We start from the raw sequence: 16,954 nt of genomic DNA, 5'->3' as shown, positions 1-16,954 counted from the left end.
GGTGTCCGGGGCCCACTGCCGTACCGGCGCGCTCCGGTACCGGGCTCAGCGGGGGACCGGGCTCAGCGGGGGACCGGGCTCAGCGGGGGACCGGGCTCAGCGGGGGACCGGGCTCACTCCTCGCCGGCCAGCGTCAGCCCGGCCAGCTTCACCGAGGCGAGCACCGTCGCCGCGACGGTGACCACCAGCAGCAGCGGCACGGCCGCCCCGAGCGAGACGTCGGAGGTGATCGCGTTCTGCCCGGCGACCGCCTCGGCGACCGAGCGGCCCCACTGCTGGATGCTCAGCGTGCGGGCGCCCTCGACGAAGTTGCCGACCGTCGACTCCCAGATCAGGGCGTACGCCAGCCCGGCCACCACCGCGTGCCGGGTGACCACGCCGAGCAGCAGGAACAGCGCGCTGTACGCGGCCCCGGCGACCAGCACCGCCACGGTGTAGCCGAGCGCCATGCCGTCCTGGGTGCCGACCAGCAGCAGCCCGGCCAGCAGCGTCGGGACGACCGAGAACAGCCAGGTGACGCCGATCGCGACGACCAGCTTGGTGGTGACGATCCGCCACCGGGGCAGCGGCTTGGCGAGCAGGTAGACGATCGAGCCGTCGTCGATCTCGTTGGCGATCACCCCGGTGCCGACCACCAGCCCGAGGATCGGGACCAGGGTGCCGAGGCCGAGGGCGCCGAGGATGTTGCCGACCGTCTCGTGGGCGTCGGCACCGGACAGCCTGGCGACGGCCGCGACGGCCAGCAGCAGGGTGGGGACCACCAGCAGCAGCAGGCCGCGGCGGCGGCCGAGCAGCCCGCGCAGGGTCAGCCTGGCGACGGTGGGGTTCATGGTCGGTCGGCCCCTTCCTGGGCGACAACGGTCCCGGTGGCGGCACTCATGCGCCCGCTCATGCGGAGACCAGGTAGGAGAAGACGCTCTCCAGCGATTCGTCCGCCGGGGAGACGGTGTACAGCCGGATGCCGGCCTCCCGGGCGACCGCGGGCAGCAGGGTGGTGAAGCCCTGGAAGTTCACCGCTTCGATCCGCAGTGCCCGCTCCCGCTCGTCCACCTCGATGCCGCTGGTGGAGCCGTCGGCGATCAGCGCGGCGGCGAGCCGGCGGTCGTCGCTGGAGCGGACCAGGTAGCGGTGCGGGCGGTCGGTCATCAGTCGGCGGATCTTGCGGAAGTCGCCCGAGGCGGCGTGCCGTCCGGCGACCACCACCTCGATGTGCCGGGCCAGCTGCTCGACCTCCTCCAGGATGTGGGAGGAGAACAGCACCGTCCGGCCGTCCGCGCCGAAGCGGCGCAGCAGGTCCATCAGCTGGAGCCGCTGGCGCGGGTCCATGCCGTTGAAGGGCTCGTCGAGCAGCAGCACGGACGGGTCGTGGACCAGCGCGGAGGCCATCTTGACCCGCTGCTTCATGCCCTTGGAGTAGGTGCCGGTGCGGCGGTCCTTGGCGTGGGCCATCTCCACCAGGTCCAGCGCCCGGCGGGCGGCGGCGCCCGGCTGGGGCAGGCCGTGCAGTTCGGCGTTGGCGAGGACGAAGTCCCAGCCGGTCAGGTAGTCGTACATCGACTCCCGCTCGGGCACCAGGCCGATCTGCCGGTACACCTGCTGGTTGCGCCAGATCGGCGCGCCGTCCAGGGTGACGGAGCCGCTGGAGGGGGCCAGGAAGCCGCTCATCATGTGGATGAGGGTGGACTTGCCCGCCCCGTTGGGGCCGAGCAGGCCGGTGATGCCGGGGCCGATGGTCATGGTGATGTCGTTGACCGCGACCACGTTCCCGAACCAGCGGGAGACCTTGTCGATGCTGATGGTGGCCATGCCGCCCTCTCAGACACTGCAGTTGGGATTAGACACGGCGGTAACGGCGCAGCAGCAGTCGGTACGAGCCGACCACCATGGCCACCGCGACGAGCGCGAACACCGCCAGGCCGACGCCGCCCGGCGCGTGCCGGCGGTCGAACCCCTCGCCGAGGCCGAACAGCTCGTTGACCAGGGACTCCACCAGGTCGGTGGGCGAGATCAGCGACATCCACTGCGGGGCGTCGGACCCGGTCGTACTGCGGTTGCTGATCCCGACCGCGGCCGCGCCCAGCGCGGCACTGACCGCCAGGTAGCCCATGATCGCGGCCACCCCGAAGCCCCGGCGCGGGGTGGCGGCCGCGATCACCACGGCCACCGAGGTCGGCACCAGGGCGTACAGCACGGCGGCGACCAGGCCGTACAGGAAGTGCCCGGTGTTGTGCCCGAAGTCCATCCCGGCGAGCAGCGCGCCGATGTACAGCACCAGCAGCGGGGCCGCCATCAGCAGCAGTTGGGCGCAGACCATGGCGCCGAACTTGGCCCGGACGTAGTCGGTACGGGTGATCGGGCGGGAGAAGTAGAGCGGGACGGTCTGGTAGCGCAGGTCCCGGGAGAACAGCACCGGCGCCTGGGAGGCGAGGAAGACCGAGATCACCAGGCTGAAGACGGAGAGGTAGCCGGAGTACTCGATCGGCAGCTCGTTGCGCTTCATCACGATCGAGACCGCCACGAAGATCGTCGCGGGCACGGTGATCACGCCCAGCACCAGCATCGGCAGCACCTTGGACTTGCCGGAGCGGCCGAGGCCGTACGCGGCGCGCAGGCTCTGGGTGAACAGCGCGCGGGTGGCGTAGGAACGGCCGAGCCGGGGGCCGGTGTAGCCGCGGTAGCCGATGTCGTGGATGACGCCGGTGTCGGCGGTCCTGGTCTCAGGAGGCAGCGGCATCGTTCGTCCCTCCCTCGTTCTGCTCGGTGGCCCGGTTCGGCCCGGTGTCCTGGCTCTGCCCGGTGTCCTGGTCCGGCCCGGTGTCCTGGGCGTCGGTGAAGAGTTCGGCGACCCGGTGCCGGCGCTGCTCCAACCGGACCAGCCCGAGGCCGAGTTCGGCCACGGTGTCGCGGATGGTGTCGTACGTCGACTCGTCGGCCAGCCGGACCAGCAGCTGGTGCGAGCCCTCCGGCTGGACGGACAGGCCGGCGGCGGCGAGCCGCTCGCGGACCGCGGGGCCGGGCTCCCCCCGGTGGTCCTCGGGGAAGTCGCCGACCTCGACCGCGAGGACGGCCGTCGCCTCGGTGAAGGAGGCCGTGGAGGAGGAGCGCAGCAGCTTGCCGCCGTCGATCACGACCAGGTGGTCGCAGGTCCGCTCCAGCTCGCCGAGCAGGTGGGTGGTGACCAGCACCGAGATGCCGAAGTCGGTGTGCACCCGGCGGATCAGCCCCAGCATCTCGTCCCGGCCGGCCGGGTCGAGGCCGTTGGTCGGCTCGTCCAGCAGCACCAGCTTCGGGTCGTGCACCAGGGCCTGGGCGAGCTTGACCCGCTGCTTCATGCCGGTCGAGTAGCCGCCCATCGGGCGGTACCGCTCCTCGTACAGGCCGACGTGCCGCAGGGTGTCCGCGGTGCGCTCACGGGCGGCGGTGGCGGGCAGGCCCGCCATCCGGGCCATGTGCACCACGAACTCCGTCGCGGAGACGTCCGGCGGCAGGCAGTCGTGCTCGGGCATGTAGCCGACCTGCGCGCGGATCTCGGAGCCCCGGGTGGCGACGTCCAGGCCGAGGACCTCGCCGCGGCCGGAGGTCGCCGGGGCGAGCCCGAGCAGGATCTTGATGAGGGTGGACTTGCCCGCGCCGTTGGCCCCGACCAGGCCGACCACGCCCGGCCGCACCTCGACGGTGAGCTGGTCGAGCGCGGTGACACGGGGATACCTCTTGGTGAGGCCGTCCGTCTTGATGACAGCTGTGGACACGGGACCAACGTAACGGTCTTGTGCGGTACGGGTCATGAGCTCGAATGACGAGCGCCCCTGCTGCTCTGGTATGACGCCGGGCACCCGCTCCCCTAGGGGTTCGGCACCGGCGGAACCGCCTGTACCCTTTGTCGAACTCTTTACGTGCTTGCCGAGCACTTACCGGACTCTTTGCCGAGTTCCACTGCCGAGTTCTATGGCCGACGGGGGTGCCGGTACAGCGTGCCGGCACGGGAGGGAACCGAGCGACATGACTGATCGGGCGACGGCGTTCGACCGGATGATGAACCCTTGGGCCTACGACGCGGACGGGAACCTGACCGACCAGGCCCGCGCCCAGGAGGTGGCCCGCACCCGGATCAACTCGGCGTCGGCCTCCGGCGGCGGAGGGGGCGGGGGCGGCGGCTTCAGCGCCGACCCCGACGCGCTCACCACCGCGGGGAACAACTCCGACCAGATCCACGCCCGGCTCAACACCGACGGCCGGGGCGCCGACGAGGCCACCACCAAGGTCTCCACCTCGCTCGCCAACTGGAGCACCGGCAAGGCCGCGGCGGGCGCCGCCGGCACCTGGGACCAGTGCGTCGCCGCCCTCGGCGGGACCATCGGCCAGACCACCCAGGCGCTGCGCGCCACCGCCGCCAACTACCAGCGGAACGAGTCGGCCACCCAGGCCGGCTTCACCGGCTGAGAGGAGTCCAGCCATGGTCGACTTCCACGAGCTCAGCACCGCCGACTTCGGCGTCCTCGACAGCGCCGCCACCGCCTGGACCACCGTGGCCCAGAAGCTCAAGTCGATGGACGACGACTGGGACAACACGGTGATAGCCAAGGTCAACTCCGCCTGCTGGAGCGGGCCCGCGGCCGACCAGGCGCGCCCCGGACTCCAGCGCACCAACGAGCAGTTGAGCGCCGCCGTCACCGAGGCCAACGCCTTCGCCTCGATCTTCACGGAGGCCTCGACCGAGTTCAAGGCGGCCAGGACCAAGCTGGACAAGGCCGTCGCGGACGCCCGGGCCTCCGGCCTGACCGTCACCGACAACGGCACCGTGAGCTGGCCCCCGGCCGACAATGCCACCCGGCACGACTACGAGGCCCTCCAGGAGTACCAGAAGGAGTGGGGCGACAAGGCGTCGGCCGCCCGCAAGGCGATCGACGCCGCCGTCGCCGAGGCCGCCGCGGCCGACGAGCGGATCGCCTACGCGCTGCGCGCCGACAGCATGACCGACCCCCAGAAGTCCTTCAACGGCAAGGCCATCGGCGGCGGCCCCGAGGCGGACGGCAAGCGCGCCGCCCAGCTCGCCGCCAAGGGCGGGGACATCTCCGAGCCCGAACTCACCGAGCTCAACTCCCTGTTGGCCTCGCACGGCGAAGACCCGAAGTTCGCCACCAAGTTCTACCAGGACCTCGGGCCGGACGGCCTGATCAAGTCCTGGAACGGCATGGTCGGCGACCCGGCGCACCCGCGCGACGACAAGGACCCGCGCTGGAAGGCCTACGAGCAGCTCCAGAAGAACCTCGGGCTGAGCCTGGCCACCGCCACCCGCACCACCAACGAGCCGCACCTGTCCGACGAGTGGGCCGCCGCCCTGCGCAAGGCCGGCTCCCAGCCGGTCTGGGACAAGCCCTACCGCGCCTCCGGCCTGGACTACGTGCCGTACGGCTACCAGGTGCTCTCCGGCATCCTGATGAACGGGAACTACGACGCCCACTTCATCAACCCGATCGCCGAGCACGTCACCCAGCTCGACACCCAGGACCGGTACTGGCCGGCCCCGATGCCCGGCTCCAAGATCCACGGCTTCAACCTGACCGGGGGCGACGAGGCCGGCTCCGGCTTCCGGCCGACCACCGCGATCCTGGAGGCGCTCGCGCACAGCCCGGAGGCGTCCACCAAGTTCTTCACCGAGCAGCCGACCGCGTACAACCAGGACGGCACCGTCAACCAGGGCGGCAAGCCCAAGCCCGCGGACTACTTCCAGTACTACTCCCACGACAAGGACTGGATCCCGGACACCACCTCGCGGGACTCCAAGGTGTGGGACGCGAGCAAGCAGGCCGGCCCGGCCGCCTTCGGCCGCGCCCTGGAGGCCGCCACCACCGGCCACCCGTACGACGAGCCCGGGCCCGTGCCGCCCGCCCGCCACACCGGCGAGCAGTCCGACCTGATGAAGCGGGTCGTGGACACCTTCGGGCGGCACGGCGGTGACGGGGCGCTGGACGACATCAAGGGCGACGGCAAGCTCGCCGCGATGCGCGGCAGCCTCGGGCACATGACCGCCGAGTACATCGGGGACGTGCAGAACGCCCTGTCCCACGGCACCGACCTGCCGGTCAACGGCTCCCCGGCGAACCTCAACGCCTCGTCCGTGGCCGGGCTGCTCGACGCGCTCGGGCGCGACCCGGACGCCTACGGCGCGGTGGCCAACGCCAACCAGGCGTACACCACCGCGCTCGTCCGCGGCCACCTCGACAGCGGGGAGACCGACTTCGCCCGGCTGGAGTCGGACATCAAGCACAACGCGGAGTCCGGCGGAGTCGTCAGCGGCTACCTCAACCAGGCCCGGGTGGACGAGGTGCACAACGAGCACGCCGCCTCCGACAAGGAGTTCAACGACGCGCTGGAGAAGAACGTCGGCTACGGCAAGGACGCCTTCAACGCCGTCATCGGCTCCGTGACCGAGAAGGTCCCGCTCGGCGGCGAGATCGCCGGCGCGCTGCTCGACGAGATCGCCGACAGCGTGATCGAGGCCAACAAGCACGACACCACCGAGGACGGCCGCCAGGAGGGCCGCGACCACACCGCCGAGGCCGAGGGCCGGGTGGCCAGGGGCGCCGACCAGGCCGTCCGGGACGCCGGCTCCGGCACCGCGATCCCCCGCCAGGACATCGACCGGCTCGCCAACAGCGCCCGCGACAGCGCGCTCCAGGGCATGGCGCGCGGGACGGCGAACAACGTCAGCACCAACGCGAAGGGCGACGCGTGAGCGAGCACCCGTCCGGCCGGAACCGGCTCCTGGCGGGCCGGTGGGCGGGGCGGCTGCACGATCCGCTGCTGCTGCCCGCCGTGCTGGTCGTGGCGGTGGCGGCCGCCGGCTTCGTCGGCTACCGGGACTGGCAGGGCCACCGCCCGGCCGAGGCCGCCGGCCGCTCCGCCCACCTCTGCCGCCTGCCCACCGGCGCCGACACCCCGCTCGGCCGGCTGCTGCCGGACGGCGACCAGGACTCCGAGGAGCGGACGGCGTCCCTCCTCGGCCCCGACCCGCGGACCTGCGTCGTCCGGATCGACGGGCGCACCGTGCTCACCCTCACGTCCGTCGGGCGCCAGGGCGAGCTCGCCCTGTCCTCCGAGGCCGCGAAGCGCCCGGACGCCCGCCCCTTCGAGGGCGGCGGCCTCAGCGTCTCCTGGCCGGGCGGCGCGGCCGTGGCCGCGAGCTGTCTGACCGGGAAGTACGCGGGGAGCGACTACGTCGAGCTGGAGGTCGTCGCCGGGGAGGCCGTCCGCGGCTCCGGCGACGCCGTGCGGTCCGACCTCGAACTGGTCGCCCGGATCGCGCTGGCCGACACGAGGAAGGAGCAGTGCTCATGAAGCACCCCCGGGCCCTGGTGGCGGGCGGGGCCGCGCTGCTGCTCGGCGGCGGGCTGTTCGGCTGGCACCTCTACCTCGACCACACCTCCTACCGGCCGCCGGCCGTCGCCCTGTCGCACGGCGAGTGCCGCGGTCTGCTCGACGACCCTGCCGTCCCCGGTGTCCTGGGCGGCGCCCCCCGGGTCTACGTGCGGACGGACTTCCGGGCGGCCACCGGCACCGAACCGGCCTCCGTGCGGTGCTCGGTCAACGGCGAGGGCGGGCGGCTGCTGACCGTCGAGGCGGGGTTCGGCGTCGTGCTGTCCGGCGCCGGCGGCAGCGCCGGGGCGGTCGACTTCCAGTGCGCGCTGGACGGCAGGAGCACGGGCTTCCGGGCCGTCGCCAGGCTCACCGGCAAGGACGGGAAGGCCCTCGCGGACGGCCCCGGCCGCGAGCGGATGGGCGGGCTGGCCAAGGGCTTCGCCGAACGGGCCGCCTCGGCGCTGGGCTGTGCGAACGGCGCCGAGGCGGTCACCGGGGTCTGAGCCGCCCCGCCGGCCCGCCGACCCGCCGGGACGCCGGGACGCCGGGCGGGAACGGCGACGGGTGCCGGGACGCCGGGCGGGAACGGCGACGGGTGCCGCCCACCCGGGGCGGCACCCGTCGGTCACCCGGGAGGGGCGGGGATCAGGGGCGGCCGGCGGCGGTCCGCGCCTGCGCGACCGGCAGCTCCAGCGGGTTCACCGGCCAGGCACCGCTCCCGGTCGCGGACGGCGCGGCGAACGGCGCGGCGGCGGCCGACTCCGGGCCGGCGGCCTTCGGGGTGGCGGCGGCCGGCTTCGCGCCGACGCCCGTGGTGTAGTACCCGAACATGTCGACCACCAGGTCGGTGCTGCCGACGTGGTTGAAGAAGTCCACGTACCCGTTGGCGCCCACCGCGGCGTTGACCAGGTTGGGGATGGTCTGCCCCGCCGTGAAGTTGAGGTTGGAGGCGTCCGGCAGCCCGGCACCGGTCGGGGCGGAGTCCACCGGTCCCGCGTCCGGGTAGACGGTGACGAAGCTGTCCGCGGTCGGGTTGGTGGCCGTCACGTTGAGCAGCAGCGAGCCGATCCCCCAGTCCCGCGGCTTCATGCCCCAGCCGAGCAGCGAGCTGCCGCCGGGGATCGGGCCGCCGCCCTCGCGGCTGTCGTACTGCCGCACGGGGGTGCCGGTGACCAGGACGCCGTCGGTGGTCTGGCCGCTGGTGTCCGGGACGAAGTAGCCCGAGGCGTCGACCACGATGTCGACCGGCGCGAACGCCGAGCTGAAGACGTCCACCAGGCAGCCGTCGCCGATCCGGGCGATCGCCGTGTTGGAGATCGTCTGCCCGGGGGTGAAGTTGACGGTCGACGCGTTCGGCAGCGCCTGCCCGTGCGGGTAGACCGTCAGGAAGCCCTGGTCCTTCGGGTCGGTGACGGTCACGTTGAGCGCGGCCGCCGTGGCGTCGTACGGGATCCTGGCCCGGTCGCACAGGTTCACCGTGACGGTGCCGCGGGCCGGCACGTGGGCGGGCCGGGTGTCCAGCACCCGCTTGGGGGTGAAGCCGGTGTAGACGGCGCCGGTGGTGTCCGGGACGTAGTAGCCGGTGACGTCGGCGACCAGGTCGAGGTCGCCGTCCGAGCCGTTGAGCAGCTCGACGGCTCCCCCGGCACCCAGCTGGACCGTCACCGCGTTGGGGACGGTCTGCCCGGCGGTGTGGTTCAGGTTGGAGGTGATCGGGGCGGGCTCACCGGCCGGGTGGACGGTGACGAACCCGGTGTCCTTGGCGTTGGTCGCGGTGACGTTCATGACCACGGCGACGGCGTCGGCCGGGATGCCCGCGGTGCCGGCGACCTTCAGCGAGGTGACGCCGCGACCGCGCAGGGTGGTGCCGCCTCGGGTGTCCAGCAGGCGCTGCGGCGCCATCGCCACGTAGGTGCCCGCGCTGCCCATCGAGATGTCCAGCGGCTTGGCCAGCGGGGTGCCGGCCGCACCGAAGCTGTGGGTGCCGTTCGCGTCGGTGACGACGATCTCCAGCGCGTACAGGCCGGGGCGGCAGCCCGTCGGCTTCGAGCCGTCCGGCGTCGTCCCGGCCGCGGCGAACGGCAGGTACAGCGAGACGTTCGTGGTGAGGGTGCCGGGCGGGACGGAGGTCGAGGCGGTCGGCACGCAGTCGGCGGAGACCGGGCCGTGCGCCGTCACCTCGACCCGGGAGATCGGGACCGAGTCCGTCACCGGGAAGGAGACCGGCACGGTGCCCCCGTCGGGCGACACCTGGTGCTGGAAGGACACGTCACCGATCGTCAGGGCGGTGGCCGGCGTCTGGAGCGGGGTGATGACCAGCCCGGCCGGGGCCTTGACGTCGAAGTTCCGCTGGCTGTCGTCGGTCACCTCGACGGAGGTGACCACGCAGGGGGTCATGGCGCTGGTCGGCACCGTGATCTTCATGGTGACCGTGTCGCCCGACCAGGCGAGGTCGAAGGCGTTGCTCCAGCAGTCGCCGGTCAGCTCGGGGCCGACCTGGGTGATCCGGCCCGCGGTGTCGGTGGCCTTCATCGACATCGTCACGGTCTGGGCCTGGGCGCGGTTGTCCGCGGTGGCGGCGCTCAGCGTGAACCCCGAGGCCTGGATCGGGTTGACGCCGGGCGTCAGCTCCACCGAGGGCACCTTCAGCTGGGTGCCGATGGCGGACGTCACCGGCTGGCGGTACACCGAGCCGTCGGGCTGGGCGAGTTCCACCTGGGTCATCTCCCAGTGGCCGGGCGCGCTGCCGCCCGGGAAGTGCACCGTCACCCGGCAGTTGCTGTTCGGCGACCCCTTGGGCGTCCAGCAGGGCGCGCCCTGCTCGTCGCCGCCGAAGCTCGCCCGGACGGTCTGCGAGGGGTCCGCGGAGGAGGTGAAGGTGACGCTGTTGCCACCGGTCATCCCGGTCCCCTTGACGAAGAACCAGAAGGTCCGGTCCCCGCCGTCGGGCTGGAGGTAGACGCGGGTGTCCGCCGTCCACACCGCCCCCGTGGAGATCACGGTGTGCGCCGGGCCCGTGTCGGCCGAGGCCGCCGGGGCGACCAGGCCCGCCGCGGCGCACCCGGTCACCGCCGCCAGCGCCACCGCGATGGACCGGCGCAGCCGGCTGCCTCTGGATATGTCTCTGGTCATGCCGTCCTTCGTCTCGGACTCGACGCACTCGGCCGGGGCATGCGGACCCACGTGATGCGGAATCACGGAATCCGGAACCATCCCCCTGGAAATCGGCCAGATCCTAGCGGCCCCCGCCGACACGACGGAGCCGGAGCGCCCCGGGGTGTTCCCGGGGGCTCCGGCTCCGCCGGACGATGAGGGCTCAACCCAGCTGCGCGAGGCCCTCGGTGGCGATCCGTTCGAACACGGCCAGGTCGTTCTCGAAGATCGAGCCGGGGATCGGCCAGTGGATCACCAGCTCGGTGACGCCCAGCTCCCGGTACGTACCCGCCCAATCGACGAAGGCGTCCAGCGACTCCAGCGGCTTCTCCGCCGTCGAACCCTGGAGCAGCACCTTCTCCAGCCCGGCCGCGTCCCGGCCGACGGCCTCGCAGGCCGCCGTCAGCTTCTCGATCTGCCGCGCGACCACGCCCGGCGCCTCCGCCACCGGCACGTCCGCCGGGCCCTTCGGGTCGCCGTACGTCACCCAGCCCTGCCCGTGCTCGGCGGCCAGCCTCATCCCGCGCGGGCCGGCCGCCGCGACGTAGAACGGCAGCCGCGGGGTCTGCACGCAGCCGGGGATGTTCCGCGCCTCGACCGCCGAGTAGTACGTCCCCTCGCGCGTGGTGGCGTCGTTGCGCAGCAGCTCGTCCAGCAGCGGCAGGAACTCCCCGAACCGGTCCGCCCGCTCCTTCGGCGACCACGCCTCCTGCCCCAGTGCCGTCGCGTCGAAGCCCGTCCCGCCCGCCCCGATCCCCAGCGTGAACCGGCCGCCGGACACGTCGTCCAGCGTGATCAGCTCCTTCGCCAGCGTCACCGGGTGCCGGAAGTTCGGCGAGGACACCAGCGTGCCCAGGCGGAGCCGCTCGGTGGCGCAGGCCGCCGCCGTCAGGGTCGGCAGCGAGCCGAACCACGGCTCGTCCTGGAACGAGCGCCAGCTCAGGTGGTCGTAGGTGTACGCGGCGTGGAAGCCGAGCTCCTCGGCCCGCCGCCAGATCTTCTGCCCCTCGCTCCACCGGTGGACGGGGAGGATCACGGTGCTCAGTCGCATGCTGCGACGATACTCGCGCGAATCGGAGGGGTTTCGGAGCACTCGCACGTCGGCACGAGCAGGTGGGCTAGCGTGGCGCCATGGGCACGCTGAGCGGGCGAGAACTGGCCGCGCTGGTCGAGGAAGCGACGGTCGACACCTACGGCGAGCACGAGGAGGTGTCGGCTCTGTTCACCGCCGTCGAGGAGAACCTGGCCGTTCCGTTCAGCACCTCGGTGCTGGGCGCCGAGGTGACCGTGCGCAGCGTCGACCTCTCGCGGGACGGAAGAATCGTCGCCCTGTGCACCCGCGGTGGATTCCGGCAGGCGATCGGGCTCCTGGACCTTCCGTTGCCGGATCCGGCGCCGGATGGAGCGGAGTGGGTCGAGGCGTATCGCCATTACTGGGCGCAGTGAGCGTCGGCACCTTCAAGACCGAGAGGGCTCTCATGACTGTCGCTGTACGGAGCGAGGACGAGGCGTCGTTGCGGCGCCTGATCGAGCGAAGTTCCGAACTGAAGGGCGAACTCGTCGCCTTCGCCCAGAGCGCGCGGTTCGACCGGTGGTTGACGCCCCTCCTCCTGGAGGCCGCCGGGCCTCAGCGGCAGTTGGAGGAAGGCGATGCGATCCGGATCGTCGACAACTTCATCCTGCGGTACCGCTTGCCGGACGGTTCGACCGTGGTGGACCGGTTCGTGTCCGGACGGCGGGACTTGACCGAGGCGGATCGGGAGATGCTGCTGGGCTGGCGCGACCCGGTCGAGGGCCTCTTCGAGATCCGGCGCAAGGACGGGGACGCCGTCGTCCTGCTGAACCTGGTCGACGACCTGGAGTACCGCACGTACTCGAACGTCGGGCGGACGGCCTTCCGCGGAGTGTCCAAGGGAGGATTCCTCCACACCTGCCTGGTGCCCGTCCGGTCGGCCGACAGGGCATGGCTGATCTCCGGCATGATGTCGCACTACCCGAGGTCCAGCGCCACCGAGATCGCCCGGGCCGCGCTCCAACTGGCCACTGAACAGCCTTCACTGGTCTTCCGCAACCCTGAGAAGATCGAGCAGGGATGGCGCTCGATGCGGGAGGACCGAGCCGCGTTCGTCGAGTTCTGCGGCAGCGACGAACTGGTCCTTGCCCCTGCCGAAGCCGAGGACCGGCTCAACGCCTATTACCGGCACCGGCAGGAGGCCGCCGTCGCCGAACTCCCTGACCTCGCCCGGCGCCGGCGGCTCCCCGGTCTGGCCTTCCCGGCCTTCGAACTGCCGCGAGGACTCGCGGAATCGGACACGGTCGGCGTCATCTACGACGAAGTCGACGGGCTCAACTTCTACCCGGACTACGGGACGCTGCGGGACCTCTTCACCGACCCGGCCCTCCCGGGCCGAAGGCAGCACCAGGACCTGCTGCGTACGTACCTGCGCGAGGAGTCGATCGCCCCATTGCCGATCCGCCGGCTGGCCGCCGCCCACCCGGAGACCGTCGACACAGTCTTCCGGAAGCTGCTGCGGAAGCCCGGATTCACCTGGAGCGAGCACGGTGAGGAGCTTCTGCGCCGGCGCAAGCCCCGGTACTACGCCCAGGAGCCCCGCCCGGGCGTTTCCGTGATCGGCGAGCGCCTCAGCGAACTCGCCGCCGGCACCGGACGGCAGAAGTTCACCAGGGCACGGCGCGTACCGCACCAGCACGATCACCCGTAGGAGCGAATCTCGGCTCCCAGGGCAAGTATTTGCATTAGCCGCAAGCTATTCTTCAACTTATGCAAGCTCCCCCGCCGGCGCTGCTGCCGCTCCTACGTACCCCCTTTCAAGGAGAGTTGCTGGCCTGGCTGTATCTGCATCCGCAGGATGAGACCTCACTCACCGAGATCGCGTCGCGCTTCGGCGTATCGAGTGCGACCGCCAGTCGTGAGGCGGACCGACTGGTCGAAGCGGAGCTGATCGCCGAGCGGCGGCACGGGAACCTACGCCTCCTCCGGGCCAACGTCGACGGGCGTCTGGCCGGCCCGCTGACCGAGCTGTTCGCCCTCACCTACGGCCCCATCGCAGTGCTCGGTGATCTGTTGCTGCCACTGGCCGGGGTGGAGGAAGCCCACATCTACGGTTCCTGGGCAGCCCGTTACTCAGGAGAACGCGGCGGGGTACCCAACGATGTCGATGTTCTCGTGGTGGGAAGCCCCGACGAGGACGAGTTGTTCGAGGCGGCGCGCAGGGCCGAGCGCATGCTCGGCCGGGAAGTCAACGTCCACCGGGTCTCGCCGGCCCGCTGGCGCGGACCAGGCACGGACCCGTTCCTCACCGGCCTCCGAAGCCGGCCGACGGTTCGACTCGAAATTTTCGAAGGGAAGAATAAGACATGAAGTGGCAGCAGGGCCGCGCGGCGGTTGAGGGCATGCTGGCGCGCAAGGAACTGGAGCGAGTGCCCGCAAGCCGGGGGCAGGCCGACAATCTCCTCGCCCAGGCATCGAATCATCTCAAGGCAGCCCAGGCGGTCGTTTCTTTCGATGCGATCGGCGCCTACCAGCTGCTGTACGACGCAGCGCGCAAGGCGCTGGTCGCGGTTCTGGAGAACCAGGGGCTACGGCCGACCAGCCGAGGAGGCCACATCGCAGTTCTGGAAGCCGTCAGCGCCCAGCTCGATCCACCCCTCGGGGCGGCTCTCCGGCCGTTCGACCGCATGCGCCGACGCCGGAACCAGGCGGAGTACGCGGACCTGGACGCGCCCGAGATCGAAGCCCAGGACGTGGCCAGTGACGCCCCGAAGGTCAAGGCGATCATTGCGCTCGCAGAGCGGGTCCTGGATGAGATGAGCCCTTTCTGATGGCACGGCGTCGCGCCCCCCTTGGCCCGCGCAGCGGTTTCCTCGATACGGAGCAGGGTCAAGCGGTTCGGCGGGCTGACTCCCACGCCTACCGGCAGAAGTCCAATGGCAAGGTCGGACCGCTACTACTTGAGCTCAGAGGCAGCAGCGGTCCGACGCACAGACAGCCCTTCGGGTAAAAAGTCAGACGGCGGGAGCAGGTTCCGATACTTCTGTCGTGGCCTGCCCGGGAACGTCAACCGCTGCAGACTGCAGCAGCGATGTACCAAAGAACGCCTCAAAGACGAGGTCGAACTCGCAAACAGCCGATTCCTTGAAAGCAGGCAGACCGCGAATGGCATCGGCAGTGGTGTGACGCTCACAGAACGTGCGGGCCCGGTCGTTCTTGTTGTTCGACTCATTGGTCTGGAGCTCGGGATAGTACGCCTCGATCGCCCCGCGCTCCCAGACATAGATACCTTCGCTGCGAAGGTTCTTCAGTAGCTCCAGCTTTATCTTCTTCAGCTCCGGGTCCCTGGCTTCTTCGAGGATCCGCCGTGCGGCGCCGGAAGTGGAACGGGCGAAGAACGCCTTCACCGCCGCGTCGAGTTCATCGAAGCCACACAGCCCCTGGGCGTGCTCCTCACTCTTGAGCTGCGCATGTTCCCAGAGAGCACGTGCGCTACCGCTCTTGAGACTCTTGAGAGTGCTGGCGGACACCTTGGCGTCCTCGCCCTTCACAAGTTCATTGACCTTGGTGACGACCTGGTCACGCAGCCTATGGCAGTCGTCGCTCGCCCCCAGCTTGTCGAACCCGTCAAGCACTGCGTCTAGGTCCGCGACAACCGCGACCCTCATCTCGAAGCGCTGGAAGAAGCCGCGGTACCGCTCGATGCTGCCCTTGCCTTCAACCTTGGCGATCGCAGCGCCGTGCTTGTCGAAGTCCCATTGCGGGTCGAGGGTACGCGCGAGGTGAGAGATGACGGTGCGGTCGCTCGGGCCCTCCACGAGGAGCACGGAGCTGGCGAAGAACGCCGCCTCGTTGTTCTCGTGCGTGATGATTTCGAACTGGTCGCGAGCACCCATGTCTGACAGATCGATCACGCAGGTCCGGCTGGCCGGCGGATCCAGCGTGTGGTCCTTGACCACCTTCACGAACGTACCCGTTGCCCCGGGCGCACAGAAGGCCGGCGAATGTGTGCTGACCAGAACGTCGTTGTAGTCGGAGAACACTGTCAGGGCTTCGAAGAGCTTGCGCTGCGCCTGCGGATGCAGAAACACCTCGGGTTCCTCGAACAGCAGCAGGCAGGGCTGCCGGGCACCACCAGGCTGAGTCGGCTTCGCGGTCTTCATGTCCACATAGGCGCGCAGGATGGCAAACGCCACTGACCGACGCAGGCCGTCCCCCTTGGTCTTGAACGGGCCGCTGATGCCGTCGTCGACCGCGATCTGCGCCTCCTCAAGCAGGCTGCGCAGGCGCGGCGGGGGGATCTCCAGGCGAACGCTCGCGCGCGGAAAGGACTCCTGCAGGTTGCGCTGGATCAGCGATTCGATCTCACGGACCTCCTCCAACCGACGGTCCGACTCGCTTCCGTCCTTCTCCGGCACGACGTTCAGCTGCCTGCGAAGCAGATCGAAGGATTCCTCCAGCTGCGGCAGTTGGTGCTCGATGTCATCGAACAGGATGGACAGAAGGCGTCCGAACGTTGCCGTCGAGCTGGTCTTGAGATCGTCGTTGAGTTCTTTCACAGCGGGGATGTAGATCGGCTCCGGCAGTAGGGGAGCCACTGACTTGTCCAGGCCTGTCATCAGTGGGTCATCGCCTGTGCTGTACTCGTCCTCCCTGAGCGCGGCGACACATTCGGCCCATTCTCGCCTCACGGCCGCACGGTTGATCTTGCCGGACAGCTTGTCGAAGATCTCGGGATAGGTGTGCTGAACGTTCGCCGCAAGCTCCTCCGTGGAGATCTTGGGCTTGAGCACCTCCTCCAAGGCGATTTTGTGGAAGCGCTGGTCGCTCGGCACCTTCTGAACCACTCGCATCTGGCTCTTGCCCGGCCCGTTGTACGTCCGAGCCAAAGTCAGACGCCCGTCCTCAACCACGGGTTCGATGCGTGAACGATGGCCCTCTTCGAGGCGTTGCAGGTCTGCCGTGCGGATGTCAGCAAAGGTGAGCTGGATGCGAATGGGCTTCGCCGGGTTCAAGAAGTCGGTATCAACCGCAGACCCCGAACGCAGGAACATGTTGAGCGCTTGGAACACCGAGGACTTCCCCGCGTTGTTCTCGCCGATGAGGCAACCAAATCGGGAAAACGGCATGTCCACGCGGCTCAGGCCACGGAAGTTGTCGATCATGATGTGTTCGAGGCGCATGCTGCTCCAGAGGTGATCAAGCCCGAGCAAACATCGTAGTGGCCCACATGGTCATCACTGCCGGGTTATAGCAAGTCCGAAGACATCACCAGCAACACGGCACGGCGGTGATCTGTCACGGACCATGTGACCGGGAGGGTTGTACCCCCGAGCGTGACGGGCGGTCTCCTTCACGCTCTCTGCAAGGTCCGCCGGCTTCGTGCCAGCATCCCAACGGCGACCCTGCGGCTTCCAGGCCTCATGCCCG

Annotated in this window: 15 protein-coding genes; 8 read left to right on the top strand and 7 right to left on the bottom strand. The window is 70.3% G+C overall.

Annotation, left to right across the window (positions count from 1 at the left end; translation table 11 throughout):
• Positions 1-113 precede the first annotated feature (113 nt).
• From ACWD4P_RS15970 to ACWD4P_RS15955, 4 genes are read right to left on the bottom strand one after another with little or no spacing between them, the layout of a single operon-like run.
• Positions 114-830, bottom strand: coding sequence for an ABC transporter permease (locus ACWD4P_RS15970; protein WP_449779994.1), 717 nt, complete (start codon positions 828-830; stop codon positions 114-116).
• 58 nt (positions 831-888) lie between these two features.
• Entirely contained in the window at positions 889-1,806 is a 918-nt protein-coding gene (locus ACWD4P_RS15965) for an ABC transporter ATP-binding protein (protein WP_359826029.1), read from the bottom strand.
• 28 nt (positions 1,807-1,834) lie between these two features.
• Positions 1,835-2,734, bottom strand: a complete 900-nt coding sequence (locus ACWD4P_RS15960) for an ABC transporter permease (RefSeq protein ID WP_359826031.1) — start codon at positions 2,732-2,734, stop codon at positions 1,835-1,837.
• Positions 2,718-3,749, bottom strand: coding sequence for an ABC transporter ATP-binding protein (locus ACWD4P_RS15955; RefSeq protein ID WP_449779993.1), 1,032 nt, complete (start codon positions 3,747-3,749; stop codon positions 2,718-2,720). The genes ACWD4P_RS15960 and ACWD4P_RS15955 overlap by 17 nt, the downstream gene beginning before the upstream one ends.
• Before the next feature lie 250 nt (positions 3,750-3,999).
• Here ACWD4P_RS15955 and ACWD4P_RS15950 point away from each other — a divergent pair, with 250 nt between their 5' ends.
• The 4 genes from ACWD4P_RS15950 to ACWD4P_RS15935 are packed head-to-tail and all read left to right on the top strand — an operon-like array spanning position 4,000 to position 7,862.
• Positions 4,000-4,440 carry a hypothetical protein gene (locus tag ACWD4P_RS15950; protein WP_359826037.1) on the top strand — a complete coding sequence of 147 codons (441 nt, stop codon included), beginning with the start codon at positions 4,000-4,002 and terminating at the stop codon, positions 4,438-4,440.
• A gap of 13 nt (positions 4,441-4,453) precedes the next feature.
• A complete protein-coding gene (locus tag ACWD4P_RS15945) occupies positions 4,454-6,736 on the top strand; it encodes a hypothetical protein (RefSeq protein ID WP_449779992.1) in 2,283 nt (760 codons plus the stop codon).
• The gene (locus tag ACWD4P_RS15940) at positions 6,733-7,338 is read left to right on the top strand and encodes a hypothetical protein (RefSeq protein ID WP_449779991.1); all 606 of its coding nucleotides are present in this window, start codon (positions 6,733-6,735) and stop codon (positions 7,336-7,338) included. Before ACWD4P_RS15945 ends, ACWD4P_RS15940 begins: the two co-directional genes overlap by 4 nt.
• Positions 7,335-7,862, top strand: a complete 528-nt coding sequence (locus ACWD4P_RS15935; protein WP_359826044.1) for a hypothetical protein — start codon at positions 7,335-7,337, stop codon at positions 7,860-7,862. The genes ACWD4P_RS15940 and ACWD4P_RS15935 overlap by 4 nt, the downstream gene beginning before the upstream one ends.
• Positions 7,863-8,004: 142 nt before the next feature.
• On the opposite strand, the gene ACWD4P_RS15930 is transcribed toward ACWD4P_RS15935, so the two are convergent.
• Both ACWD4P_RS15930 and ACWD4P_RS15925 read right to left on the bottom strand, forming a co-directional pair.
• A complete protein-coding gene (locus ACWD4P_RS15930) occupies positions 8,005-10,491 on the bottom strand; it encodes a hypothetical protein (protein ID WP_449779990.1) in 2,487 nt (828 codons plus the stop codon).
• Positions 10,492-10,675: 184 nt separating this feature from the next.
• The gene (locus ACWD4P_RS15925; protein WP_359826048.1) at positions 10,676-11,563 is read right to left on the bottom strand and encodes an LLM class flavin-dependent oxidoreductase; all 888 of its coding nucleotides are present in this window, start codon (positions 11,561-11,563) and stop codon (positions 10,676-10,678) included.
• Between the two features lie 80 nt (positions 11,564-11,643).
• Between ACWD4P_RS15925 and ACWD4P_RS15920 the strand changes: the two genes are divergently transcribed.
• The 4 genes from ACWD4P_RS15920 to ACWD4P_RS15905 all read left to right on the top strand — a co-directional run bounded on the left by ACWD4P_RS15920 (position 11,644) and on the right by ACWD4P_RS15905 (position 14,355).
• On the top strand, positions 11,644-11,958 hold the full coding sequence (locus ACWD4P_RS15920) for a hypothetical protein (RefSeq protein ID WP_449779989.1): 315 nt from the start codon (positions 11,644-11,646) through the stop codon (positions 11,956-11,958).
• A 32-nt stretch (positions 11,959-11,990) separates the two neighbouring features.
• Positions 11,991-13,235 (top strand): hypothetical protein, encoded by a 1,245-nt coding sequence (locus ACWD4P_RS15915; RefSeq protein ID WP_449779988.1) that lies wholly within the window; start codon positions 11,991-11,993, stop codon positions 13,233-13,235.
• Positions 13,236-13,351: 116 nt separating this feature from the next.
• The gene (locus tag ACWD4P_RS15910) at positions 13,352-13,894 is read left to right on the top strand and encodes a MarR family transcriptional regulator (protein ID WP_359826055.1); all 543 of its coding nucleotides are present in this window, start codon (positions 13,352-13,354) and stop codon (positions 13,892-13,894) included.
• A complete protein-coding gene (locus ACWD4P_RS15905) occupies positions 13,891-14,355 on the top strand; it encodes a hypothetical protein (protein WP_449779987.1) in 465 nt (154 codons plus the stop codon). The genes ACWD4P_RS15910 and ACWD4P_RS15905 overlap by 4 nt, the downstream gene beginning before the upstream one ends.
• Positions 14,356-14,538: 183 nt before the next feature.
• Here the strand turns inward: ACWD4P_RS15905 and ACWD4P_RS15900 are convergent, their stop codons facing one another.
• The gene (locus ACWD4P_RS15900) at positions 14,539-16,707 is read right to left on the bottom strand and encodes an ATP-dependent nuclease (RefSeq protein WP_449779986.1); all 2,169 of its coding nucleotides are present in this window, start codon (positions 16,705-16,707) and stop codon (positions 14,539-14,541) included.
• Positions 16,708-16,954: the final 247 nt, after the last annotated feature.

This window comes from Kitasatospora sp. NPDC002543, assembly GCF_053594915.1.
Note: the sequence above shows the minus strand (reverse complement) of the source record. Positions and strands in the feature narration are given on the sequence as shown.

Coding starts and splice junctions, on each gene's coding strand:
- ACWD4P_RS15950 (WP_359826037.1), top strand. CDS start 4,000: ATGACTGATCGGGCGACGGCGTTCGACCGGATGATGAACCCTTGGGCC.
- ACWD4P_RS15900 (WP_449779986.1), bottom strand. CDS start 16,707: ATGCGCCTCGAACACATCATGATCGACAACTTCCGTGGCCTGAGCCGC.
- ACWD4P_RS15935 (WP_359826044.1), top strand. CDS start 7,335: ATGAAGCACCCCCGGGCCCTGGTGGCGGGCGGGGCCGCGCTGCTGCTC.
- ACWD4P_RS15915 (WP_449779988.1), top strand. CDS start 11,991: ATGACTGTCGCTGTACGGAGCGAGGACGAGGCGTCGTTGCGGCGCCTG.
- ACWD4P_RS15920 (WP_449779989.1), top strand. CDS start 11,644: ATGGGCACGCTGAGCGGGCGAGAACTGGCCGCGCTGGTCGAGGAAGCG.
- ACWD4P_RS15925 (WP_359826048.1), bottom strand. CDS start 11,563: ATGCGACTGAGCACCGTGATCCTCCCCGTCCACCGGTGGAGCGAGGGG.
- ACWD4P_RS15970 (WP_449779994.1), bottom strand. CDS start 830: ATGAACCCCACCGTCGCCAGGCTGACCCTGCGCGGGCTGCTCGGCCGC.
- ACWD4P_RS15960 (WP_359826031.1), bottom strand. CDS start 2,734: ATGCCGCTGCCTCCTGAGACCAGGACCGCCGACACCGGCGTCATCCAC.
- ACWD4P_RS15905 (WP_449779987.1), top strand. CDS start 13,891: ATGAAGTGGCAGCAGGGCCGCGCGGCGGTTGAGGGCATGCTGGCGCGC.
- ACWD4P_RS15945 (WP_449779992.1), top strand. CDS start 4,454: ATGGTCGACTTCCACGAGCTCAGCACCGCCGACTTCGGCGTCCTCGAC.
- ACWD4P_RS15930 (WP_449779990.1), bottom strand. CDS start 10,491: ATGACCAGAGACATATCCAGAGGCAGCCGGCTGCGCCGGTCCATCGCG.
- ACWD4P_RS15965 (WP_359826029.1), bottom strand. CDS start 1,806: ATGGCCACCATCAGCATCGACAAGGTCTCCCGCTGGTTCGGGAACGTG.